This window comes from Streptomyces albidoflavus, assembly GCF_000719955.1.
Taxonomy (GTDB): Bacteria; Actinomycetota; Actinomycetes; order Streptomycetales; family Streptomycetaceae; genus Streptomyces; species Streptomyces albidoflavus.
In genome coordinates, this window is record NZ_JOII01000006.1 from 207,612 (window position 1) to 229,647 (window position 22,036).

The window sequence follows — 22,036 nt, forward strand, 5'->3', positions numbered from 1 at the left end:
TGACCAGCCGCTCAGCCGCGCCGGCGGCGGGACTGCCAGAGGGCCGCCACGCCCAGCACGGCCACCGCGCCCACCCCGACGAGCAGCCCGGCCGAAGGCCCGTCCCCACCCGGAGCGGAACCGGAGTCCGACTCCTCGGTTCCGGGGGAGGCGGAGGACTCCCCGGCGGACGGCTCGCCCGAGACCTGCTCGCCGCACCCGGTCCTCGGGTAGCCGTCGATGGCGCAGAGCATCGCCGAGGAGTCGTACCGCAGCGGCGGGGCGACGGCCGCCAGCGCGTCGGCGGCACTCGCCTCCTCCGCCACGCTGGCACAGGCGGTACGGGGCTTCGGCGGGCGCTCGCCCTCGGGGGCGTCGGCCGGGGTGCCGAAGTCGAGGACGAGCGCGATCCGCTTGCGCCCCGCGCGCTCCCCGGTCTCCTCGCAGATCTCCGCGAAGGCCGCCTCCGAGCGGGGCGCGGCGGAGTCGTCCGCCTCCGCGCTCACCGCGAACCGGAATCCCTGCACCGAGCCGTCCTCCGGACGGAGCTGGGCCGGTCCCTGGGTGGCGTAGTTCCAACCGGAGCCCTCGCGCTCCCAGAACGACCAGTACCGGTAGCCGGCGGCCTGCGCGGGCGCCGCCAGGAGCACGGCCAGCAGCAGGCCGAGGAGCAGTGCGAACCCCGCCCGCAGGGTGGTGCGGGCGGGGCGGGACGCGGTGGGGCCGGGGGTCACTTGCGGCCGGACTTGTTGCGCAGGCTGATCATCAGGCCGACGCCCGCGCCGACGAGCAGGCCGACGCCGACGATCCACCAGACGCTGATCTGCGGGCCGTCCTCGTCCGCCGCCTGCTCCGCGGAGTCCTGGGCGCTCGGGGTCTGCTCCGTGGACTTCGGCGCGGGGCCGGTGGCGTTCAACCCGGCGACCAGGTCGGTTCCGCCGAAGGCGCGCGGGTCGGTGCCGGTGGCGTGGGCGGTGAGGACGAGCTGGGCCCAGGCGGAGGGGCCGGACTGCTTCGCCCAGGCCGGGCCGTTCTTCTCCAGCCAGGCCAGCGGCTTCTTCGCGGCGTCGGTCAGCCCGGCCGCGTAGAGGGCGGTCACCGCGTCGGCGGTGTTGCCGGTGTCGGGCTGGTCCTCGGCGCCGGGCATGGCTGAGGTCAGGTGGCCGTCCTTCTCGAGGACGCCGGCGAGGTGGGCGGCGCCGTTGGCGGCGGCCGCGCGGGCGTCGGCCGGCTTCTCGCAGGCGGTCCGCGCGGCGGAGTCGCCCTTGGTGACGACGAGGGAGGAGCCGAGGCCGCCGAGGACTCCGGCGGCGGTGGCGTCCTCGTTGGCGGTGAGGTCGCCGTTCTTCTCCGGCTGGAAGGCGAAGGCGCCGCCGTCGGCGCACTTCAGGCTGAGGCCGAGCAGCGCGTCCCCGGGGGTCTTGTCCTTCTTGGAGGTGACCGCGTCGGCCTTCGTGCCGGTGGCGGCGAGGGCGCCGATCACCAGCGAGGTCGAGTTGGTGTCGGTGTCGCCGCCGGGCACGTACCCCCAGCCGCCGTCGTCGTTCTGCGCCGACTTCAGCCAGTCGACGGCCTTGCCGACCACCTCGTCGTGACCGCCGAGCGCGGCGAGCGCCTGCACGGCGGTGGCGGTCTGGTTGGTGTCGACCGGCGTCTTGGCGTCGCAGTCGGCCGACGGGTCGGCGCGGAACGGGGCGAACGAGCCGTCGGCGCACTGCTGGCCGGTCAGCCAGTCGACGGCCTTCGCGGCCGGCTCGACCCCGGCGGTGTGCTGCGCGAGCAGCGCGAGGGACTGGCGGTAGACGCCGTCGTAGGTCGGGTCGCTGTCGCCGTACAGGCCCGAGGGCAGCTTGGCGGAGGGGGCGGGGGAGTCCTCGGCGACAGCGGCCGGAGCGAAGGCGGCCGACGCCGCCGTCAGTGCGGTCAGCGCGGTGAGCGCCAGGGCGCTGCGACGGACGGTCATGGGTGGGGTGCCCTCTCCTGAAGGAAGCCGGGCACGGGCGCGCGAAGGCGCCGGGCTCCGGCTCCGTATGCCTCGACGGTGCCGGCCGCCGGAGGGGTCCGGCGGCGTGAGCCGGTCATGAGTCCGAGGAGGCATTCCGGCTGCGCCACCCCTCGCGGGCGGCTCACGGCTGCGGGTCAGCGCCGGATTCCCACCGGCTTCCCCTCACACGGTCCTGACGACGACCCGGTCACTGTACCGGTGCGGGCGCGGGCCGGGCCGGGGCCGCCGTCCGGGCCCGTGCCAAGGGCCGGGAGCCGTACGGCCCTCCTTGGCCCGCCGTGGTGCGAATCACCTGTTCCGGGGGTTCTGAACGAGCTACCTGCCGGTAGATTCGATGCTTCGTGAACGATCAAGACCGACCGCGGTGAAACTTGTTGCGGATCGGAGTCCCGGCGTAACCTCCCGGGACCATCGGGCTGGCAGAAGGGGACCGGGTAGTGACCGCTGAGGCCATGGAGGCGGACCCCGCACGCGAGGAAGCCGCCCCGGAACCGGCCTCGGGCGGCTCCCTCGCCGACGGCGCCAGGCCCCTGCGCATCGCCCTCCTCACCTACAAGGGCGACCCCTTCTGCGGCGGCCAGGGCGTCTACGTCCGCCACCTCTCCCGCGAACTGGCCCGCCTCGGCCACCACGTCGAGGTCATCGGCGCGCAGCCCTACCCGGTCCTCGACGAGGGCGTCCACCTCACCGAGCTGCCCAGCCTCGACCTCTACCGCCAGCCCGACCCGTTCCGCACCCCTGGCTGGGGCGAGTACCGCGACTGGGTCGACGCGCTGGAGGTCGCCACCATGTGGACCGGCGGCTTCCCCGAGCCGCTCACCTTCAGCCTGCGCGCCCGCCGCCACCTCGCGGCCCTCGCCGGCCGGTTCGACGTGATCCACGACAACCAGACGCTCGGCTACGGCCTGCTCGGCGGCGACCGCGCCCTCGGCGCCCCGCTCGTCACCACCGTGCACCACCCCATCACCGTCGACCGGCAGCTGGAGCTGGACGCCGCGCCCTCCTTCATCCGCCGCCTCTCGGTCCGGCGCTGGTACGGCTTCACGCGGATGCAGAAACGTGTCGCCCGGAAGCTGCCCTCGGTCCTCACCGTCTCCGGCACCTCCCGCCAGGAGATCGTCGACCACTTCGGCGTCCGCCCCGACCGCGTCCACGTGGTGCACATCGGCGCCGACACCGACCTCTTCTCGCCCGACCCGTCCGTCGCCGAGGTGCCCGGCCGGATCGTCACCACCTCCAGCGCCGACGTTCCCCTCAAGGGCCTCGTCCACCTGGTGGAGGCGCTCGCCAAGCTCCGCACCGAGAACCCCGACGCCCACCTCGTCGTCGTCGGCCGCCCCGCCGAGGACGGGCCGGTCGCCCAGGCCATCGAGCGGTTCGGCCTCACCGACGCCATCGAGTTCGTCAAGGGCATCAGCGACACCGAACTGGTCGACCTGATCCGCTCCGCCGAGATCGCCTGCGTCCCCTCCCTCTACGAAGGCTTCTCGCTGCCCGCCGCCGAGGCCATGGCCACCGGCACCCCGCTGGTCGCCACCACGGGCGGCGCCATCCCCGAGGTCGCGGGCACCGACGGCGACACCTGCCTCGCCGTCCCGCCCGGCGACGCCGGCGCGCTCGCCGCCGCCCTCGGCAAGCTCCTCGCCGACCCGGAGCTGCGCCGCCGCCTCGGCACCGCGGGGCGCGCCCGGGTCCTCGCCAAGTTCACCTGGCGCCAGGCCGCCCTCGGCACGGTCGCCCACTACCGCCAGGCCCTCGTCGGGAGCCCGGGTCGCCCCGCCGCCCCGGCCACCACCGCCCGACCCGACCGCGAAAGCAGGTCCACGTGCTGACCGTCGACTTCACCCGCTTCCCGCTCGCCGCCGGCGACCGCGTGCTCGATCTGGGCTGCGGAGCGGGACGCCACGCCTTCGAGTGCTACCGGCGCGGCGCGCAGGTGGTCGCCCTCGACCAGAACGGCGAGGAGATCCGCGAGGTCGCCACCTGGTTCGCGGCGATGAAGGAGGCCGGTGAGGCCCCGGCCGGCGCCACCGCCACCGCGATGGAGGGCGACGCCCTCAACCTGCCGTTCCCCGACGAGTCGTTCGACGTCGTCATCATCTCCGAGGTGATGGAGCACATCCCCGACGACAAGGGCGTCCTCGCCGAGATGGTCCGCGTCCTCAAGCCGGGCGGCCGCATCGCCGTCACCGTGCCCCGCTACGGCCCCGAGAAGGTCTGCTGGGCGCTCTCCGACGCGTACCACGAGGTCGAGGGCGGCCACATCCGCATCTACAAGGCCGACGAACTCCTCGCCAAGATGCGCGGTGCCGGACTCAAGCCCTACGGCACCCACCACGCGCACGCCCTGCACAGCCCCTACTGGTGGCTCAAGTGCGCCTTCGGCGTCGACAACGACAAGGCGCTGCCGGTCCGCGCGTACCACAAGCTGCTGGTCTGGGACATCATGAAGAAGCCCGCCCTGACCCGGGTCGCCGAGCAGCTGCTCAACCCGGTCGTCGGCAAGAGCTTCGTCGCCTACGCCACCAAGCCGCACACCCCGACGGCGGCCGCCAAGTGACCGCTCCCCGGACGGAACACCTCGTCCTGCCCGGGGTCCTGACCGAGCAGCAGGCCCGCGCCACCGTCGCGGGCCTGCTCGCCGTGCAGCGCGCCGACGGCGCCATCCCGTGGTTCCGCGGCCACCACCTCGACCCGTGGGACCACACCGAGGCCGCCATGGCCCTCGACGCGGCCGGCGCGCACGAGGCCGCCGCCCGCGCCTACGAGTGGCTCGCCCGCCACCAGTTGCCCGACGGCTCCTGGTACGCCGCCTACGCCGACGGCGAGGCCGGGGAGCCCACCGACCTCGGCCGCGAGTCCAACTTCACCGCCTACGTCGCGGTCGGCGTCTGGCACCACTACCTCGCCACCGGCGACGACGCCTTCCTGGACCGGATGTGGCCGGTGGTGGTCGCCGCCGTCGAGCACGTCCTCGCCCTCCAGCAGCCCGGCGGGCAGATCGGCTGGAAGCGCGAGGCCGACGGCACCGCCGTCACCGACGCCCTGCTGACCGGCTCCTCCTCCATCCACCAGGCGCTGCGCTGCGCGCTGGCCATCGCCGAGCAGCGCGAGGAGCCCCAGCCCGACTGGGAACTCGCCACCGGCCTGCTCGCCCACGCGATCCGCCGCCACCCCGAACGGTTCCTCGACAAGAACCGCTACTCGATGGACTGGTACTACCCGGTCCTCGGCGGCGCCGTCACCGGGGCCGAGGCCAAGGCCCGCATCGACGAGGGCTGGGACCGCTTCGTCGTCCCCAAGCTCGGCGTGCGCTGCGTCGTGCCCAACCCGTGGGTCACCGGCGGCGAGAGCTGCGAACTGGCCCTGACCCTCTGGGTGATGGGCGAGTCCGACCGGGCCCTGGAGATCCTCCAGTCCGTCCAGCACCTGCGCGACGCCCAGAGCGGCCTGTACTGGACCGGGTACGTCTTCGAGGACGAGGCGATCTGGCCGCGCGAACTCACCACCTGGACCGCCGGATCGCTGCTCCTCGCGGTGGCCGCGCTCGGCGGCGACGAGCCGACCTGCGCCGTCTTCTCCGGCTCACGGCTCCCGGCCGGCCTCGACCCCGAGTGCTGCTGACCCGTACACGCGAAAGCGGCCCCGCTCCCGGATTCCTCCGGAGGCGGGGCCACTTCGTCGGTCCGCGCGGTCAGCCGCGCTGGATGCCCGTGGTGTCCTGGAGGACGCCGCGGCGGCCCTCCTGGGTCTGCGCGATCAGTGCCGCACCGCGCTGCTCGACCGCCAGGTACCAGTTGCCCGGGGCGAGTTCGGCGATCGGCGTCGGCGCGCCGTCCTCGCCGTAGAGCGGGCGGGCCACCGGCACCGCGAACCAGAACGGGGCGAACTCCCCGCCCTGCGACGGCGCCTGGGGCTGCTGGGCCTGCTGCTGCGCCTGGGGCTGCGGCGCCTGCTGGGCCTGCGCCTGCTGGGCGTCGAAGGGCTGGCCGGGCTGGCCGCCGTACGACTGGGGCTGGCCGGGCTGCGCGCCGTAGGGCTGCTGCTGGGCGCCCGGGTAGCCGTAACCGCCCTGCGGCTGGCCGCCGTACGGCTGCGGGGTCTGCGGCTTGGGGGCGCCGATGAGGGCGCCCTTGAGGGCCGGGACCAGGGGGGTGGCGACGGCGGCGCCCGCCAGGATCAGGGCGGCGATGAGGCCGAGGATGAGGCCGGCGCCCGCGTCCGGACCCGCGCTTCCGGTGTCCAGCGAGCCGCCCGGGTCGAAGATGGCACCGAGCGCGCTCCACGCGGCGAAGACCGAGATGACGATCCCGGCCTGGCCGAGGTCGATCCCGGCGACCTTGAGGGGGTTGGGGAGCATCCGGGCGACCACGATCAGCGCGGCCCCGATGACGCCGGCGAGGTAGACACCCATCACGAGGGCTCCGTTGTCCCACGCCATCGGGAGCTTCACGCCCGCGCAGGCCGAGCCGTCACAGCTCCAGGTGGAGAGGAACGAGGCGACGAACAGCAGCACCGCTGCCACGATCACCACGCCGTCGCCTCGTGTGAGAGAGCGGATATTCACTTCAGGTCCTTCGTCAGTCGTCTCGTGGTCAAGTGGGCGTCCGCTGTCGCCCTGGCGCAGTGCCGGTGCGAAGCGTGGGGGGTGACCCCCCATCGTACGGAGGACACTACCGTCCGTCCCCGTGGGGTGTCTGCCGGGAAAGGAGGTCTGTCAAGACCTGCACAGCCTCCCCCCGAACGGCCTGCCGGGCACCTACCCCCGCAGGTGGAGCGTGATGCCGTCGGCCATGCCGAGCGCCGCCTTCTGACGCCAGCCCGCGTCCTTCAGCAGGGCGGCGTCCTGGGCGTCGCGCATGTTCCCGCACTCCACGAAGACCTTCGGGACCGTGGAGAGGTTGAGTCCGCCGAGGTCGTCGCGGACGTCGAGGCCGGTGCCGCCGCCGATGTAGTTGGAGGGCGCGGAACCGGTGCGCTGCACCAGCTTGCCCGCGATGCGCTCGCCGAGGCGCCGGGAGTCGGCAACGATCGGGCGGGTGTCGGCGCCGCCGCCGTGGACGGCCGCCGGGAGGATCACGTGGAAGCCCCGGTGGCCCGCGGCGGTGGAGCCGTCGGCGTGCACGGAGACGACGGCATCGGCCTTCGCCTCGTTGCCGATCCGGGCCCGCTCGTCGACGCACGGCCCGAACGGCCGGTCGCCGTCCTGGGTCAACGTGACGGTGGCGCCCCGCTCTTCGAGCAGATCACGCAGCCGGTGCGCCACGTCGAGGGTGAACTCCGCCTCCGCGTACCCGTCGTCGGTGGAGGTCCCGGTGGTGTCGCACTCCTTGCGGTGCGTCCCCACGTCCACCTGCCGGTTGATCTCGGCCGTGTGGTTCCGGTTCCCCGGATTGTGGCCCGGGTCCACCACCACGGTCTTCCCGGCCAGCGGGCCCGAGGCGGGCTTTCGGGAGGACTCGGTGCCGGAGGAGGGCTTTCCGGACGGTTCCGCCGGGGACTTCTCGCCCTCCGGCGACGGCTCCCCGGAGGGCGAGACGGGCGCGCTCACCGAGGGCGCGGCCGCGCCCCGACCGTCCCCGCCGTCGCCCCCGTCCGCGCCGAGCGCCTGCCACAGCAGCCAGCCGGCCAGCGCGGCGGGCACCACGGCCGCCGCGGCCACCAGCTTCCACCGGCGGCCCGCCGGACGGCCTCCCTCGTCTGCTTCCCCGTCGTACGACACGCCCGCGATGCTATCGGCGCCCGGCGTCCGGCGCGGACTTGCGGAGCACCCGCAGCGAACCTGTCACCGAGACCTCCGCGAACCGGCCCGACTCCAGCGCCCGCAGATAGATCCGGTAGGGCGCCTGGCCGCCGTCGGCCGGGTCGGGGAAGACGTCGTGGATCACCAGCAGGCCCCCGTCCGCCACCTTCGGCGCCCACCCCTCGTAGTCGCCGCTCGCGTGCTCGTCGGTATGGCCGCCGTCGACGAAGACCAGGCCGAGCGGGCCCTGCCACACCGCCGCCACCTGCGGGGAGCGGCCGACCAGCGCCACCACGTGCTCCTCCAGGCCCGCCGCGTGCAGCGTCCGTCGGAAGGTCGGCAGGGTGTCCATCCGCCCGACCACCGGGTCCACCACCTCGGGATCGTGGTACTCCCAGCCGGGCTGCTGCTCCTCGCTCCCCCGGTGGTGGTCGACGGTGAGCGCGAGCACGCCCGCCCGCCGGGCCGCGTCGGCCAGCAGCACCGTGGAGCGCCCGCAGTACGTGCCGACCTCCAGCAGCGGCAGCCCCAGACCGGCCGCCTCGACGGCCGCCGCGTACAGCGCCAGCCCCTCGTCGACGGGCATGAAGCCCTTGGCGTTCTCGAACGCCGCGAGGACGGCGGGTCCGGGGGCGGCGACGGCCTGCTGTTCCATGCGGGACGCTCCAGTACGCGAGGGGGTCGATGGCCGCCCCATCGTGCCGTACGCCCCCGGTGCGCGGACCGGCGGGGCGCCCCGGCCGCAGGTCAGGGCGCCAGCGCCGCCCCCGCCCTGGCCAGCCCGGTCACCAGCTCCACGGGGGCCGGTGCGGTGGCGCCGCCGGTGTGCACCGGTACGGCCTGCGGGGTGTGCCCGCTCGCCGAGGCGACCAGGAGGTGCCGGCCGGGGCCCGGCGCGGTCAGCCGGAACGCCCCCGCCTCGTCGGCGGTGGTCCGGGCGGTCTGGACGCCGCCCGGGGTGAGCAGGGTGACGTTGGCGTGGGCGACGGGCACCCCGCCGGCATCGCGGACCCGCCCGGTCAGCGCGTACGGGTCCTCTCGCGGCGCGGCGGGCTCCCCGAGGGGCGCGATGAGGGCCTGCTCCGGCCGGGCCGGCAGCCCCGACGGCAGGAAGAAGGCGAGCACCACGCCGACCGCGACCGCCCCCGTGGCGATGAGGAAGGCCAGCCGGAACCCGGTCATCGACGGCAGCTCCACCCCGCCGAACGGGACGGCCGTCCCGGCCAGCACCATGCCGATGACGGCGCTGGACAGGGAGGTGCCGACCGACCGCATCAGCGTGTTCAGGCCGTTGGCCGCACCGGTCTCGCGCGGGTCGACGGCGCCGATGATCAGCGCGGGCAGCGAGGAGTAGGCCAGCCCGATCCCCGCGCCGAGGACCGCCGCGATCACCGCGGTCTGCCAGGCCGCCGTGAGCAGCGCCTGTCCGCCGCCGTAGCCCACCATGATCACCGCCATGCCCAGCAGCAGCGTCGAACGGGGCCCGTAGCGGGTGGACAGGCGGGCGTAGAGCGGGGAGACCAGCATCATCGTCAGGCCGAGGGGGGCCATGCACAGGCCCGCCACGATCATCGACTCGCCCAGGCCGTAGCCGGTGGCGGTGGGGAGCTGCACCAGCTGGGGCAGGACCAGGGAGACGGCGTAGAAGGCGACGCCGAGCATGACCGAGGCGAGGTTGGTCAGCAGGACCGTGCGCCGGACGCTGGTGCGCAGGTCGACCAGGGGCGAGGAGGACCGCAGCTGGTACAGCCCCCAGCCGGTCAGCACCAGCAGGCCCGCGCCGAAGAGGCCGAGCGTCGCCGGGGCCGTCCACCCCCACTCGGTGCCCTTGGTGACCGGCAGCAGCAGGCAGATCAGGCCCGCCGCGAGCCCCACCGCCCCCGGCAGGTCGAAGCGGCCCTCGGCGCGCACCGGGCTCTCCGGGCAGATCCACCAGGCCAGGGTGAAGGCGGCGGTGCCGAGGACGGCGGAGGCGACGAACAGGGCGTGCCAGTCGGCGTGCTGGGCGATCAGCGCGGCGGCGGGCAGGGCGAGGCCGCCGCCGACGCCTATGGAGGAACTCATCAGCGCCATCGCCGAGGGCAGCCGCTCCGCCGGCAGCACGTCCCGCATGATGCCGATGCCCAGCGGGATGGCGCCCATCGCGAACCCCTGGAGCGCCCGGCCCACGATCATCGGCACCAGCGCGGAGGTGAGGGCGCAGAGCACCGAGCCGCCCACCATCACCGCGAGGCAGAGCAGCAGCAGCCGCTTCTTGCCGTACAGGTCGCCGAGCCGCCCCATGACCGGCGTCGCCACCGCGCCCGCCAGCAGGGTCGCCGTCATCACCCAGGTCGCGTCGGCGACGCCGGTTCCCAGCAGCACCGGCAGATCCTTGATGACCGGCACCAGCAGGGTCTGCATCACCGCCACCGTGATCCCCGCGAAGGCGAGAACGGCGACGATGCCCCGGCCGCCGCCGGAAGAGGTGGGCGGAACCTTCGGGGTGGGTGCCGGACCGGGGACCTGCGGCAAGGGGGACCTCCTGATGAGCTGTGGGGACGGGCGGGCAGGGGGCATCACCCCGCCGCACCAACTACATGTACGGAGAAGCTGGTTGACGGCTCCACTATTCCCCGTCGCCGCGCGCTCCGGGCGGGCGCCCCGGAGGCACGCGCCCCCGCACGGGACGCGTCAGGGGGCGCACCGGGGGAGCGCGGAGAGGCCCGGACACGGCCCGGACCCGGCCTCCGTCATGGACCTGACCCGACCGGCTCGGGCAGAGTGATCCCGTCGCGCGACGCACCACGCCACCCGCCGCGGCCGGGACAGCCCCCGCCGCCCACCAGTGGAGGACGCATGCAGCAGCCCGCTCCCGGGCCGGCCCCCGAGCGCCCCGGCCCGCTCGCCGGAATCCGCGTCGTCGACCTCTCCAAGATCCTCGCCGGGCCCTACCTGACGATGTCCCTCGCCGACCTCGGCGCCGAGGTCGTCAAGGTCGAACACCCCGACGGCGGCGACCCCACCCGCCGTTGGGGCCCGCCCTTCCAGGGCGACGACGCCACCTATTACCTCGCCGCCAACCGGAACAAACGCTCCCTCACCCTCGACCTCACCACCGAGCGGGGCGAGGAGGCCGCCCACCGCCTCCTCGCCCGCGCCGACATCGCCGTCGAGAACTTCCGCCCCGGCTCCTCCCTCTCCCGCACCTTCGCCTACCAGGAACTGAGCGCCCGCCACCCGCACCTGGTCGTCCTGCACCTCTCCGCCTTCGGCGAGCAGGGCCCCCTCGCCGGAGAACCCGGCTACGACATGACCGCCCAGGCCGCCGCCGGCCTCATGTCCCTCACCGGCGAACCCGACGGCCCCCCGGTGAAGGCCGGTTACGCCATCGGCGACCTCGGCGCCGCCCTCTTCGGCCTCGCCGGAGTCACCGCCGCCCTCGTCGAGCGAGCCCGCACCGGAAAGGGCCAGTACCTCACCACCTCCCTCTACGAGTCGCAGCTCGCCCTGCACGTCAACTGGGCCACCGCCCACTTCGCCACCGGCGAGCGCCCCACCCGGCTCGGCTCGGGCCACCCCAGCCTCGTCCCCTACCAGGCGTACGCCACCGCCGACGGGCACCTCGTCGTCGCCGTCGGCAACGACGCCCTCTTCCGCTCCCTCGTCGCGGCCCTCGGCCTCCCCGCCCTCGCCGACGACCCGCGCTTCACCACCAACAGCGCCCGCGTCACCCACCGCGACGCCCTCAACGCCCACCTCGAACCCCTCCTCGCCACCCGCCCCACCGCCCACTGGAGCGCCCTCCTCCGGGAAGCCGGGGTCCCGGCCGCCCCCGTCCGCCACCTCGACGAGGTCTACGCCTCCCCGCAGACCGAGGCGCTCGGCATGGTCCGGACCGTCGACCACCCGGCCACCGGCGGCCCACTGCGCCAGGTCGCCTTCCCGGTCAGCTTCCAGGGCGTCCGCCCACCGGTCCGCACCGCCCCGCCCGCCCTGGGCGAGCACAGCGCCGAGATCCTCACCGAACTCGGCTACGACGAGGCCGAGTTTGCCCGCATCCTCGGCGGGCCCGCCTCCTGACCCGCCCCCCTCCGGAACCGCTGCGTCCGCACCACTGCCGTACCCATCCCCGACCCTCAGGGAGACCGCATGTCCGCCAGCACCCGCCGCGCCCCGCTCGACCCCGTCGACCCGCTGGGCCTCGAAGCGCTCCTCGGGGACGAGGACCGGGCCGTCCGCGACACCGTCCGCCGGTACTGCGACGACAGGATCGCCCCGCACATCGGGGACTGGTTCGAGCGCGGGGACATCCCCGACCTGCCCGGACTCGCCCGCGACTTCGGGGCGATGGGGCTGCTCGGCATGCACCTGGAGGGGTACGGCTGCGCGGGCACCAGCGCCCTGGCCTACGGCGTCGCCTGTCGCGAACTGGAGGCGTGCGACTCCGGGCTGCGCTCCTTCGTCTCCGTGCAGGGCTCGCTCGCCATGTACGCCCTGCACCGGTTCGGCTCCGAGGAGCAGAAGCAGGAGTGGCTGCCGCGGATGGCCGCCGGAGAGGCGATCGGCTGCTTCGGCCTGACCGAGCCCGACCACGGCTCCGACCCCGCCTCGATGCGTACCCGCGCCCGGCGCGACGGCGGCGACTGGGTCCTCGACGGCCGCAAGATGTGGATCACCAACGGCGCCGTGGCGGCCGTCGCCGTCGTCTGGGCCCAGACCGACGACGGCATCCGGGGTTTCGCCGTCCCCACCGACACCCCCGGCTTCTCCGCCCCCCTGATCAAGCGGAAGATGTCCCTGCGCGCCAGCGTCACCAGCGAACTCGTCCTGGACGGCGTCCGCCTGCCCGCCTCCGCCGAACTCCCCGGCGCCCGAGGCGTCTCCGCACCTCTGACCTGCCTCAACGAGGCCCGCTACGGCATCGTCTGGGGCGCGCTGGGAGCCGCCCGCTCCGCCTGGCAGGCCGCCGCCGACTACGCCGGACAGCGCGAGCAGTTCGGCAAGCCCATCGCCGCCTTCCAGCTCACCCAGCAGAAGCTGGTCGACATGGCCCTCGAACTCCACAAGGGCACCCTCACCGCCCTCCACCTCGCCCGCCTCAAGGACAGCGAGAGCGGCGTCCACCCCGCGCAGATCAGCTTCGGCAAGCTCAACAACGTCCGCGAGGCCATCGAGATCTGCCGCACCGCCCGCACCATCCTCGGTGCCAACGGCATCTCCCTGGAGTACCCGGTCATCCGCCACATGAACAACCTGGAGTCCGTCCTCACCTACGAGGGCACCACCGAGATGCACACCCTCTCCCTCGGCCAGGCCCTCACCGGCCACGCCGCCTTCCGCTGACCGCGGACCCCCTCCCCGCATCGGGCTGATAACGGTCCGGGCTCTCCCTCTCCCCCTGCCGCTGACCTGCGGATACGTTGGCAGCTCCGGGGGGGCGCGGGGGAGCGTGACGGGGGAGTGCGACGCAGGGCGCCCGCCGGCCGGACAACCACCGGCGCGGTCAGGGGACGCGCGCCGTCGACAGGGGGGACCCACATGACGTACGGACAGCCAGGACCGGGGCCGGGTGGCCAGGGCGGCGGGCAGGGCCCGGGACAGCCCGGCGGACCCGCGTGGGGACCGCCGCCCCCGCCGCCGTGGGGCTGGGGGTGGCCGCCGCCCGCGCCGAAGCCGGGCGTCATCCCGCTGCGTCCGCTCCAGGCCGGCGACATCTTCGGCGGCGTCTTCGCGACGATGCGCCGCTACCCGGGGGGCCTGTTCGGGGTGGCCGGCGTGATCTACGGCGTGTACGCCGTGGTCGGGGCCGGCGCCCTGTTCGCCGGCTGGTACGCCCAGCGGGACACGATCGACCGGCTCTTCGACAGCTCCGCCGACGGGCTGCCGTCCAGCTCCGAGCTGACCGCTGTGGTGGCCTCCTTCGGCCTGATCTGGGGCACCCTCATGGTGCTCGCGCTGGTCGTCAACGCGGCCGTCGCCGTGGCCTGCACCACCGTCACCCGCGAGGCGGTGCTCGGCCGCCCCGCCCGGTTCGGCCAGGTCCTCAGGTCGGTGAAGCGCTTCCCGGCCGTCCTCGGCATCCAGCTGCTGAGCGGGCTGATCGTGGCGATCCCGGTCGCGCTGATGGCCCTCTTCATGGTCCTGACCATGGTCGCGCTGCTCTCCCGGGGCGATGCGGGTCCCTGGCTGGTGCTGATGCCCTTCCTGTTCCTCGGAGTGGCCGCGCTCGCGGTCTGGCTGGGGATCAGGCTGGCCCTCGCCACTCCGGCGGCCGTGTTCGAGGGCCAGCGCCCTGTCGGTGCCCTCCGCCGCTCCGTCCGGCTGGTCCGTGACAACTGGTGGCGCACCTTCGGGCTGTTGCTCCTCGCGGCCCTCATGGCGATGGGGCTGAGCCTCGCCCTGCAGATCCTCACCGGCGCGTTCCAGAGCCCCGCCGACTCGCTCGTCGTGGACAACACGGACACGGGATGGTTCGGCAGCGCGGAGGTACGCGCGCTCCTCGCCGACATCCTGGTCGGCTCGGTGATCGGTCTGCTGGTGGGCTCGGTGGTCCAGATCGTCGGCATGACCCTCACCCACCTCACCGCCGCCCTCGTCTACGTCGACCTGCGCATCCGCAAGGAGGGGCTGGCCGACGCCCTGATCGGCGAAGTGGGGCAGGGCGGCCCGGGACCGCAGGCGCCGCCCGCGACGGGGCAGGGCGGCTGAGCCCACCAGGTCTCCGGCGCGTGGCCGGCCCGCCGCACGGGCGGCCCGGTCACGCGCCGCCTCGGCCGATGGACCTACGTCCCTCCGCCCACCGCGTGGTCCCTTGTCCCGGTCTCCCCCTTTCTCGGTGTACGGGCCACGCCCGGCCTGCGACCATGACAGGTATGGCCGACCACCCTCTCCCCGATTCCGCGCGTGCCGCGGGCCGCCGTACCCCTCCGACCTGGGCGGTTCTCCTCGCCGTCTGCGCCGGGCAGTTCCTCGTCGTGCTCGACGTCTCCGTCGTCAACGTCGCACTGCCCTCGATGCGCGAGGACCTGGCGCTGAGCGCCACGGGCCTCCAGTGGGTGGTCAACGCCTACTCCATCGCCTTCGCCGGGTTCATGCTCTTCGGCGGCCGGGCCGGGGACCTCTTCGGCCGCAAGCGGATGTTCCTCGTCGGCCTCGCCGTCTTCACCGCCGCCTCGCTGGCCGGGGGAGTGGCCCAGGAAGGCTGGCAACTCCTCGCCGCCCGCGCCGTCCAGGGTCTGGGCGCCGCCGTCCTCGCCCCGTCCACCCTGACGCTGCTCACCTCCGCCGTTCCCGAGGGGCCCGCCCGGGCCCGCGCCATCGGCACCTGGTCGGCGGTGGGTGCCGGCGGTGGCGCGGCCGGGGGCCTGGTCGGCGGGGTGCTCACCGACGGCCTGTCCTGGCGCTGGGTCCTCCTCATCAACGTCCCGATCGGCATCGCCGTGCTCGCCGCCGCGTCCCGCTGGCTCACCGAGAGCCGCGCCACCACCGGCCGCCGCCTCGACCTGCCCGGCGCCGTCCTCGTCACCGCCGGACTCGCCGTCCTCGCCTACGGCATCGCCGAGACCGAGGCCCAGGGCTGGGACGCCCCCGGCACCCTGGTCGCCCTCGCGGTCGCCGTCCTGCTGATCCTCGGCTTCCTGCTGGTCGAGGCCCGTTCGCGCGCCCCGCTGATGCCGCTGAAGCTCTTCCGCGTCCGCTCGGTCTCCGCCGCCAACGCCGTCATGATCATCAGCGGCGCGGCGATGATGGGCATGTGGTTCTTCATGACCCTGTACGCGCAGAACGTGCTCGGTTACTCCCCGCTCCTCGCCGGTCTGGCCCTGATCCCCAGCTCCCTCGCCGTCGTCTCCGGCGCCAAACTGGCGCCCGTGCTGATGCGCTCCCTGGGGGCCCGCCCGGTGGTCCTCCTCGGTACCGCCGTGGCCGCCGCCGGGTTCGGCTGGCAGTCGACGATGCGGGCGGACGGCACGTTCCTCGGTGACATCCTGGGCCCCGGCATCGTCATGATGGCCGGCGCCGGCCTCGCCGGAACCCCGCTCGCCTCCCTCGCCGTCTCCGGCGCCGACCCGCGCGACGCCGGACTGGTCTCCGGCCTCATCAACACCTCCCGCACCATGGGCGGCGCTTTGGGCCTGGCCATCCTCTCCACCGTCGCCGCCTCCGCCACGGCGGGCGCCGACGCCCCCGAGGCCCTCACCGACGGCTACGCCCTCGCCTTCCGCACCGCCGCCGTCATGCTCGCCGGCGCCTTCGTCCTCGGCCTGCTCTGGCTTCCCCGCGAACGCCGCCGCACCTCCACGGCCCCCACCGCCTCGGGCCCGCCCTCCACGGACCACCCGGCCAAGGAGGACCCGCCCGGCATCAACCCCACGGCCGCCCGCGGGGACACCCCGGGAGCCGCGCCCCTCCGCCAGGAAGGCTGACCGGCCGGGGACCTCCCTCGTCTTCCTCCGCACCCGTCCGTGCGCCTGGTCCGGGGTGGCGTCCTGGCGGGAGCCACCCCGGCCGCCGTCAGAGCCACCCCTGGCGGCGGGCCTCCCGGACCGCCTCCATGCGGTTGCGGGTCGAGGTCTTGCCGATCGCGGCGGAGAGGTAGTTGCGCACCGTCGACTCCGAGAGCCGCAGCCGCACCGCGATGTCCGCCACCGTCGCCCCGTCCGCCGAGGCGTTCAGGGCGTCCCGTTCGCGGCCCGTCAACGGATTGGGGCCGGCGCTCAACGCGGCCGCCGCCAGCGCCGGATCGATCACCGTCTCCCCGCGCAGCACCCGCCGCACCGCCTCGGCCAACTCCTCCACCGGCCCGTCCTTGACCACGAACCCGGCCGCCCCGGCATCCATCGCCCGGCGCAGATATCCCGGTCGCCCGAAGGTCGTCACCATCACCACCCGGCACCCCGGCAGGTGATCCCGGAGTAACGCCGCCGCTTCCAGACCGCTCAGCCCCGGCATCTCGATGTCCAGCAGCGCCACGTCCGGGCGCTGGTCCAGGGCCGCGCTCACCACCTCGTCCCCGGACCCGACCTGGGCGACGACCTCCAAGTCCGGCTCCATCCCCAGAAGCAGGGCCAGCGCACCGCGCATCATCCCCTGGTCCTCGGCGAGCAGCACCCGCACGGACTTCCCCAGCCCGCCCGCCCCCGTCGTCCCGTTCACGAAGGCACCCCCGCCCCCGGACCGGCCCCGCCCACGGCCTCCGTGCCCTCCTCCACCGCCACCAGCTCCACCTCGAACCCCTCCCCGTTCTCCAGATACGCGGCCCGGTGCCCCGGCCCGCCGGCGAAGGGGTGCCGGTCGGTGAAGAGCAGCCGCCACCCCCGCTCCAGGGCCTCCGCCGTCACCTTCTCCCACTCCTGCTCACCCGCGACATGGAACGCCAGATGGTTCACTCCCTGCCGCCGCCGGTCGTACGCCCCGCCCCGGACCGCCGGAGAAGCCTCCACGACCAGATAGGTCCCACCCAGCCGCCAGCTCCGCCCGCACTCCCAGCGCTGGTACGGAACCCAGCCCAGCCGCTCCAGCAGCCATCCCCAGGACGCCACCGCCGCCTCCAGGTCCCGGACCCACACCTCCACGTGGTGCAGCGTGCCGCCGACGCCGCCCGGGATGTCCCGGGAGCCCGCGGGCGCCGAACCCCTCGCCCCATTGCCCGCGTTCACGACCCCACCACCGTCCGCCCTTCCGTCTCCCCGGTACCTCGGTCCCCTTCTTCTCCCGGCCCGGCGGACGCGGTGTACTCGGCGTACTCCATGAACATCGGCAGTTCGGCCCGGACGGAGAAGCCGCGCCCCTCCGGCCCCGGCCCGGTCCGCAACCGTCCGCCCGCCGATCCGATCCGCTCGGCCAGTCCCGCCAGGCCGCTTCCCGGGGCGTCGCCCGGCTCCTGCCGGCCCCGGCCGTCGTCGGTGACGTCCAGCCGGGTCGTGCCCTCGGGGTCCGCCGACACCGTGAACCGGCAGCGCGAAGCGCCGCTGTGCCGCACCACGTTGGTCGCCGCCTCCCGGACCACCCAGCACAGCAGGGCCTCCACCCGGAGCGGGAGCGGCGGTCCCTCCCGGCTGACCTCCATCGCGACCCCGGCCGCCGCCAGCAGACTGCGCGCACGGTCCAGTTCTGCGCCCAGGCTCTCCTCCCGGTACCCGGAGACGGCCTCCCGCACCTCGGTCAGGGCGTGCCGCCCGACCTCCTCGATGTCGAGCATCTGCGCACCCGCCGCCTCCGGGTCGTGCGGTGCCAGCCGCCGGGCCGCCTCGGCCTTGACGACGACCACGGAGAGGGTGTGGCCCAGCAGATCGTGCAGGTCGCGGGAGAACCGCAGCCGCTCCCGCTCGACCGCCGTCCGCGCCAGCTCCTGGCGGGTCCGCTGCAGCTCCACCACCATCCGGGACAGGCTCAGGAGCGTCGCCGTCACCAGCCCCGAGAGGTACGTCCCGTACCCGATCGACACGGCGTTCCACAGGTTCCCCTCCCAGGCCGCTATCGCGGCGCCCGACCCGCTGAGCACCGCCAGCACCACGGCCAGCCGGCGCCCCCGCAGCACGGTGCCGCAGGCCAGGGAGAGCAGCGGGATGAACATCAGCCAGCTGCCGCCGTAGGTGACGGCCACCAGGTAGGTGGCGGCCGTCATCGCGCCGAGGAGCCAGAGGGTCGACGGGCTGGAGCGCTTCAGCTCGTCGAAGGCGCGGAAGACGACCGCTATGTACAGGGTGTTGAAGACCAGCAGGTGCAGCCCGCCCAGCCACGGGTTGGGTGTCCCGCCCTGCACCAGGTGGGACAGGGCTCCCGCGCCCAGGATCAGCCAGGGCAGGAAGGTGTACCCCCGGTGCCGTCGCGGCCGCAGCCTCGCCGGCAGCGGCCTCCTCGCCTCGCAGCCGTCCGCCTCGTCCGTCCGCATCGCAACCCCCTCCACTCGCCTCGCCATGCCCCCGCCCGCCCCCGTCAGACGGCGCGTGCCGACCGACCGTACGAGGCCACGGCGTACGTGCCGAACACCACCGCCCAGCCCGGCAGGACGGCGAGCGCCCAGCCGTCCGTCGGGATGCCGAGCACCGCGCGGCCCAGCGCGGCGAACGGCGAGGCCGGGGTGTACGCGGCGACCGGACTCAGCCAGGCGGGAAGAGCCTCGGCGGGGAACCAGAGGCCGCCCACCACCGAGAGTCCCAGCACGGTGACCATGTTGACGACACCGGTCGCCTGGGCGGTCAGGCGGTAGCCGTTGCCCAGTCCCAGCAGGGTGAACGGCAGCGAGCCCAGCCACAACTGGCCCGCCAGCGCCGCCCATTGCCACAGTGCCAGCCGCACGCCGTTGACGAGGGCGCCGGCCGCGAGGACCGCCGCCACTGCGGGCAGCACCGTCACCGCGCCGCTCGCCGCCCGCGCCACCACCGCCCCGGCCGGCGGGAGCGCGGTGACCCGCAACTGCCGCAGCCACCCCGACGAACGGTCCGAGGCCACGCCCGTCCCCGTCGACACGGCCGCGCCGAGCGCCGCGTACGCCGCCATCCCCACCATCGCGACCGCGCGCCACTCGGCGTCCACCTGGCCGAGGTTGGTGAAGAGGAGGTACATCAGTACCGGCATGGCCACGGTGAAGACCAGGAACGAGGGGTCCCGCAGTGTCCGCCGGACCTCCAGGGCGAGGTACGGGCCGAGTGCGCGCATCATCGGGTCTCTCCTTCCGGGCCGGTCTTCGCCGAGGTCAGGTCGAGGAAGGCGTCCTCCAGCCGTGCCGGGGACACCTCCAGTCCGCGTACGGCCCCGGCGGCCGCCAGGGCCCGGACGGTGGCGTCGGAGTCGGCCGAACGCAGGCGCAGCCGGTCGCCGTGGACGGTCACGCTCAGCACTCCGGGCAGCTCGGCCCAGCGCTGCGGGTCCGTGCCGTCCAGGTCGAGGGAGACGAGCCGGACCCCGACCGAGCGCTTGATGTGGGCGCCGCTGCCGTCGGCGACGATCCGGCCCCGGTCGATGACGACGATCCGGTCGGCGTTGTCGTCGGCCTCCTCGATGTAGTGGGTGGAGAACAGCACGGTCCGGCCCCGGTCGGCGAAGGCGCGCAGCGACTCCCAGAAGGACCGGCGCGCCGCCGCGTCCAGCGCCGCCGTCGGCTCGTCGAGGACCAGCAGCCGGGGATCACCCACCACCGCCAGCGCGAACCGCACCCGCTGCTGCTGGCCGCCGGAGAGCCGGTCGACGCGGCGCGCGCCCAGCTCCGCGACGCCCGCCAGCTCCATCGCCGCCCCGGCCGCCATCGGCCGGGGCGCCGCGGCGGCGGCCATCGCGACCACCTCCCGCACCGTCACCCGTGACACCCCGCCGGCGTCCTGGAGCATCGCTCCGACCAGCCCGTCCCGCATCGCACGCCCGGGCGCGCGGCCGAAGACCCGCACCGCTCCCGAGTCCGGCCGGTCCAGCCCCAGCAGGAGCGAGAGCGTGGTCGACTTGCCCGCGCCGTTCCTCCCCAGCAGCGCCACCGGTCTTCCCGGTGGCAGCTCCAGGTCCAGACCGTCGACCGCCGTCACCTTCCCGAACCGCCGCACGACCGCGCTGAACCGCACCGCGACCGGCGGCCCCGCCGCTCCCACGCCGGACGTGTCCCTGCCGGAATCGTGGGCCGTCGGCGCGACTTCCTTCACATGCTGTCCCGTCATGCTCCGAAGCTACGAGCGCGGCCACCCCCGTCGGCAGAGGCGCTTGTACGGACTCCGGCAGGACAAATGTCACCGACGGCCGCCCGCCTTCCCGGTGGAGGGAACCGCCCCCGGACAGACGGAAGTGCCCCGGCCGGATGGGCCGGGGCACTTCACGTACGTGTCCGCGAGGACGTCCTCGGGCGGGCTCAGGCCGCCTCGGCCTCCTGGCTCGCGGACGGCTTGCGGTGACGGCCCTGCGGGGCCGCTCCCTCGTCGTTCCCTGCGGCCGGACCACGGTGCTTTCCGGCGCCCGGTGCGGGCTCCTGGGCGTGCGGTGGCGTGGCCTCGTGCTCCGTGCTGGTCCTGGTCATGGACAACTCACCCCGTAACGCGGTTGATCTTTACAGCCGGGCGAGTTTAACCAACTACCGCACGCCCCGTCAGCGGAGCTTCCCGCAGGGGTACCGGGCGCGCCGCCGGAGGAGATTCCGCTTCCGGCTCCTCGGGTGCGAGATCTTCCACAGGTTCCGAGGCCGAGGCGGGGAAAGGAACATCGGCCACGCCGCACGGCACGTTCCGGGTGGCGTACGGAAGTCGCAGGACGCCCGCGCGTGTCCAGCGGCCCGCGCCGGCCAGCCACCCCTCCGGCGGCGTCAGACCCACCACGTGCCGGCTGGTCGGGCGCCACAGGCCGATACCGGTTCCGCCCGGCCCGTCCATCCGCAGCGCGACCGCGCACGCCTCCGGGGTGAGGAGCTGCCCCGGCTGGACCGCGAACGGCGTCAGCAGCAGGTCGGGGGCGCGCAGACAGCGGGGGAAGCGCACCGGCAGCATGCTGCCGAGCACCCCCCAGCCGATCCTGTCCTCGCCCGCCGCGTCGGAGCGGACCAGCAGCAGCCCGCTCTCCGGATCGGCCAGCAGCAGCCGGTCGTTGCTGCGCTCGGCGATCTGGAGCAGGGGAGTCGTTTCTCCACCCCGGTCCAGGTCCACCACCACGGTCTTCGTCACCCCGTCCCGCTCCTGGTCCAGCGCCAGCAGCCGCCCCGAGGTGTCCAGCCACGCCCCGCCCGCGCAGAACCCGGGCACCTCCGCCACGTGCTCCGGGCCGAAGGCGCCCCCCGCCACCCGCCACACCGCGGTGCTCGCCTCGCCGGGAGCCAGCGCGTAGGCCGTGGCCCCGTCCGGCGCCGCGGGGAGCAGCGACAGCGCGTCGCACTCCACCGAGCCGAGCGGGCGCTCCCCGGTCTGCCGCCCGGTCGCGGGTCCGGTCGCCGGGCCCGTCGGGTAGAGCAGCGAGAACGTGTGCAGGCCCGCCGGGGTCCGGTGGATCAGTACCTGCCCGTCGGCCAGCGGCAGCACCTCCGTGCCCGGTTCCTCCGGCTGGTTCCCGGCGAGCGCGACGGCGTACGGCTCCGGGCCGAACGTCCAGCGCTCCGGGTACCAGGAGGGTCCCTCCCTGGTCAGCCGCGCCGCGTACGAGCCGTCGGCGGCGAACACGCACCCGGCCGGGACCGCGTCGGCCCCCACCCGTACCGCCGTCCCCGCCCCTGCCGTGGCACCGCTCTCCCCGGTATCAGGGGGAGCACTGTCGATGGCACAAACACCCGTAGTCATCGGGCCGTCACCTCCGGCGACGAAGCTAGTGACCCCGTGCGCCCCGAGGGCACCGTTTATCTCCCCGATTCACCCCAAAGAGTGGCC

20 protein-coding genes and 1 riboswitch are annotated in these 22,036 nt (G+C 74.5%); of the genes, 7 read left to right on the forward strand and 13 right to left on the reverse strand.

All coding sequences use genetic code 11. The annotated features are described in order from the left end of the window. Window positions 1-11: 11 nt before the first annotated feature. Both IF45_RS0108760 and IF45_RS0108765 read right to left on the reverse strand, forming a co-directional pair. On the reverse strand, window positions 12-713 hold the full coding sequence (locus IF45_RS0108760; RefSeq protein ID WP_030306611.1) for an SCO2322 family protein: 702 nt from the start codon (window positions 711-713) through the stop codon (window positions 12-14). After that, on the reverse strand, window positions 710-1,942 hold the full coding sequence (locus IF45_RS0108765) for an SCO2321 family membrane protein (protein WP_030306613.1): 1,233 nt from the start codon (window positions 1,940-1,942) through the stop codon (window positions 710-712). The genes IF45_RS0108760 and IF45_RS0108765 overlap by 4 nt, the downstream gene beginning before the upstream one ends. 109 nt (window positions 1,943-2,051) lie before the next feature. Next, a riboswitch (cobalamin riboswitch) is annotated at window positions 2,052-2,186 on the reverse strand. Window positions 2,187-2,421: 235 nt separating this feature from the next. Here IF45_RS0108765 and IF45_RS0108770 point away from each other — a divergent pair. The 3 genes from IF45_RS0108770 to IF45_RS0108780 are packed head-to-tail and all read left to right on the forward strand — an operon-like array spanning window position 2,422 to window position 5,608. Next, complete coding sequence (locus IF45_RS0108770; RefSeq protein WP_030306615.1) at window positions 2,422-3,816, forward strand: glycosyltransferase family 4 protein; 1,395 nt, start codon at window positions 2,422-2,424, stop codon at window positions 3,814-3,816. Further along, a complete protein-coding gene (locus IF45_RS0108775; protein WP_018894467.1) occupies window positions 3,810-4,544 on the forward strand; it encodes a class I SAM-dependent methyltransferase in 735 nt (244 codons plus the stop codon). The genes IF45_RS0108770 and IF45_RS0108775 overlap by 7 nt, the downstream gene beginning before the upstream one ends. Further along, entirely contained in the window at window positions 4,541-5,608 is a 1,068-nt protein-coding gene (locus tag IF45_RS0108780) for a glucosidase family protein (RefSeq protein WP_010637581.1), read from the forward strand. Before IF45_RS0108775 ends, IF45_RS0108780 begins: the two co-directional genes overlap by 4 nt. 70 nt (window positions 5,609-5,678) lie before the next feature. On the opposite strand, the gene IF45_RS0108785 is transcribed toward IF45_RS0108780, so the two are convergent. The 4 genes from IF45_RS0108785 to IF45_RS0108800 all read right to left on the reverse strand — a co-directional run bounded on the left by IF45_RS0108785 (window position 5,679) and on the right by IF45_RS0108800 (window position 10,241). After that, complete coding sequence (locus IF45_RS0108785; protein WP_030306617.1) at window positions 5,679-6,551, reverse strand: hypothetical protein; 873 nt, start codon at window positions 6,549-6,551, stop codon at window positions 5,679-5,681. A gap of 192 nt (window positions 6,552-6,743) precedes the next feature. Beyond that, window positions 6,744-7,646 carry an N-acetylmuramoyl-L-alanine amidase gene (locus IF45_RS0108790; protein ID WP_003947809.1) on the reverse strand — a complete coding sequence of 301 codons (903 nt, stop codon included), beginning with the start codon at window positions 7,644-7,646 and terminating at the stop codon, window positions 6,744-6,746. Window positions 7,647-7,716: 70 nt separating this feature from the next. After that, window positions 7,717-8,382: a class I SAM-dependent methyltransferase gene (locus tag IF45_RS0108795; protein ID WP_003947808.1), complete on the reverse strand. Its 666-nt coding sequence runs from the start codon at window positions 8,380-8,382 to the stop codon at window positions 7,717-7,719. A 92-nt stretch (window positions 8,383-8,474) separates the two neighbouring features. Further along, the gene (locus tag IF45_RS0108800) at window positions 8,475-10,241 is read right to left on the reverse strand and encodes an MFS transporter (protein WP_030306620.1); all 1,767 of its coding nucleotides are present in this window, start codon (window positions 10,239-10,241) and stop codon (window positions 8,475-8,477) included. Window positions 10,242-10,565: 324 nt separating this feature from the next. On the opposite strand from IF45_RS0108800, the gene IF45_RS0108805 reads away from it, so the two are divergent. The 4 genes from IF45_RS0108805 (at window position 10,566) to IF45_RS0108820 (ending at window position 16,132) form a co-directional block, all read left to right on the forward strand. Then, window positions 10,566-11,789 carry a CaiB/BaiF CoA transferase family protein gene (locus IF45_RS0108805; protein WP_030306622.1) on the forward strand — a complete coding sequence of 408 codons (1,224 nt, stop codon included), beginning with the start codon at window positions 10,566-10,568 and terminating at the stop codon, window positions 11,787-11,789. A gap of 69 nt (window positions 11,790-11,858) precedes the next feature. Beyond that, window positions 11,859-13,052: an acyl-CoA dehydrogenase family protein gene (locus IF45_RS0108810; RefSeq protein ID WP_003947805.1), complete on the forward strand. Its 1,194-nt coding sequence runs from the start codon at window positions 11,859-11,861 to the stop codon at window positions 13,050-13,052. Window positions 13,053-13,247: 195 nt separating this feature from the next. Then, window positions 13,248-14,417 (forward strand): DUF7847 domain-containing protein, encoded by a 1,170-nt coding sequence (locus tag IF45_RS0108815; protein ID WP_234344617.1) that lies wholly within the window; start codon window positions 13,248-13,250, stop codon window positions 14,415-14,417. 164 nt (window positions 14,418-14,581) lie between these two features. Beyond that, a complete protein-coding gene (locus IF45_RS0108820) occupies window positions 14,582-16,132 on the forward strand; it encodes an MFS transporter (protein WP_030306626.1) in 1,551 nt (516 codons plus the stop codon). Window positions 16,133-16,220: 88 nt separating this feature from the next. On the opposite strand, the gene IF45_RS0108825 is transcribed toward IF45_RS0108820, so the two are convergent. The 7 genes from IF45_RS0108825 to IF45_RS0108850 form a co-directional block, all read right to left on the reverse strand. Next, complete coding sequence (locus IF45_RS0108825; protein WP_030306628.1) at window positions 16,221-16,862, reverse strand: response regulator transcription factor; 642 nt, start codon at window positions 16,860-16,862, stop codon at window positions 16,221-16,223. Beyond that, complete coding sequence (locus IF45_RS0108830) at window positions 16,859-17,365, reverse strand: VOC family protein (RefSeq protein ID WP_030306629.1); 507 nt, start codon at window positions 17,363-17,365, stop codon at window positions 16,859-16,861. The genes IF45_RS0108825 and IF45_RS0108830 overlap by 4 nt, the downstream gene beginning before the upstream one ends. Then, window positions 17,362-18,600 carry a sensor histidine kinase gene (locus IF45_RS0108835; protein ID WP_030306631.1) on the reverse strand — a complete coding sequence of 413 codons (1,239 nt, stop codon included), beginning with the start codon at window positions 18,598-18,600 and terminating at the stop codon, window positions 17,362-17,364. Before IF45_RS0108835 ends, IF45_RS0108830 begins: the two co-directional genes overlap by 4 nt. Before the next feature lie 44 nt (window positions 18,601-18,644). Then, window positions 18,645-19,370, reverse strand: coding sequence for an ABC transporter permease (locus IF45_RS0108840; RefSeq protein WP_030306633.1), 726 nt, complete (start codon window positions 19,368-19,370; stop codon window positions 18,645-18,647). After that, complete coding sequence (locus IF45_RS0108845; protein WP_030306636.1) at window positions 19,367-20,287, reverse strand: ABC transporter ATP-binding protein; 921 nt, start codon at window positions 20,285-20,287, stop codon at window positions 19,367-19,369. The genes IF45_RS0108840 and IF45_RS0108845 overlap by 4 nt, the downstream gene beginning before the upstream one ends. Before the next feature lie 254 nt (window positions 20,288-20,541). Continuing rightward, entirely contained in the window at window positions 20,542-20,706 is a 165-nt protein-coding gene (locus tag IF45_RS33240; protein ID WP_165394066.1) for a hypothetical protein, read from the reverse strand. Between the two features lie 46 nt (window positions 20,707-20,752). Further along, window positions 20,753-21,862, reverse strand: a complete 1,110-nt coding sequence (locus IF45_RS0108850) for a hypothetical protein (protein ID WP_018467964.1) — start codon at window positions 21,860-21,862, stop codon at window positions 20,753-20,755. Window positions 21,863-22,036 lie beyond the last annotated feature (174 nt).

Bases quoted from the DNA above. Each gene is read 5' to 3' on its own strand.
- IF45_RS0108805 (WP_030306622.1), top strand. From the start codon at position 10,566: ATGCAGCAGCCCGCTCCCGGGCCGGCCCCCGAGCGCCCCGGCCCGCTC.
- IF45_RS0108840 (WP_030306633.1), bottom strand. From the start codon at position 19,370: ATGATGCGCGCACTCGGCCCGTACCTCGCCCTGGAGGTCCGGCGGACA.
- IF45_RS0108795 (WP_003947808.1), bottom strand. From the start codon at position 8,382: ATGGAACAGCAGGCCGTCGCCGCCCCCGGACCCGCCGTCCTCGCGGCG.
- IF45_RS33240 (WP_165394066.1), bottom strand. From the start codon at position 20,706: ATGACCAGGACCAGCACGGAGCACGAGGCCACGCCACCGCACGCCCAG.
- IF45_RS0108765 (WP_030306613.1), bottom strand. From the start codon at position 1,942: ATGACCGTCCGTCGCAGCGCCCTGGCGCTCACCGCGCTGACCGCACTG.
- IF45_RS0108835 (WP_030306631.1), bottom strand. From the start codon at position 18,600: ATGCGGACGGACGAGGCGGACGGCTGCGAGGCGAGGAGGCCGCTGCCG.
- IF45_RS0108820 (WP_030306626.1), top strand. From the start codon at position 14,582: ATGGCCGACCACCCTCTCCCCGATTCCGCGCGTGCCGCGGGCCGCCGT.
- IF45_RS0108810 (WP_003947805.1), top strand. From the start codon at position 11,859: ATGTCCGCCAGCACCCGCCGCGCCCCGCTCGACCCCGTCGACCCGCTG.
- IF45_RS0108815 (WP_234344617.1), top strand. From the start codon at position 13,248: ATGACGTACGGACAGCCAGGACCGGGGCCGGGTGGCCAGGGCGGCGGG.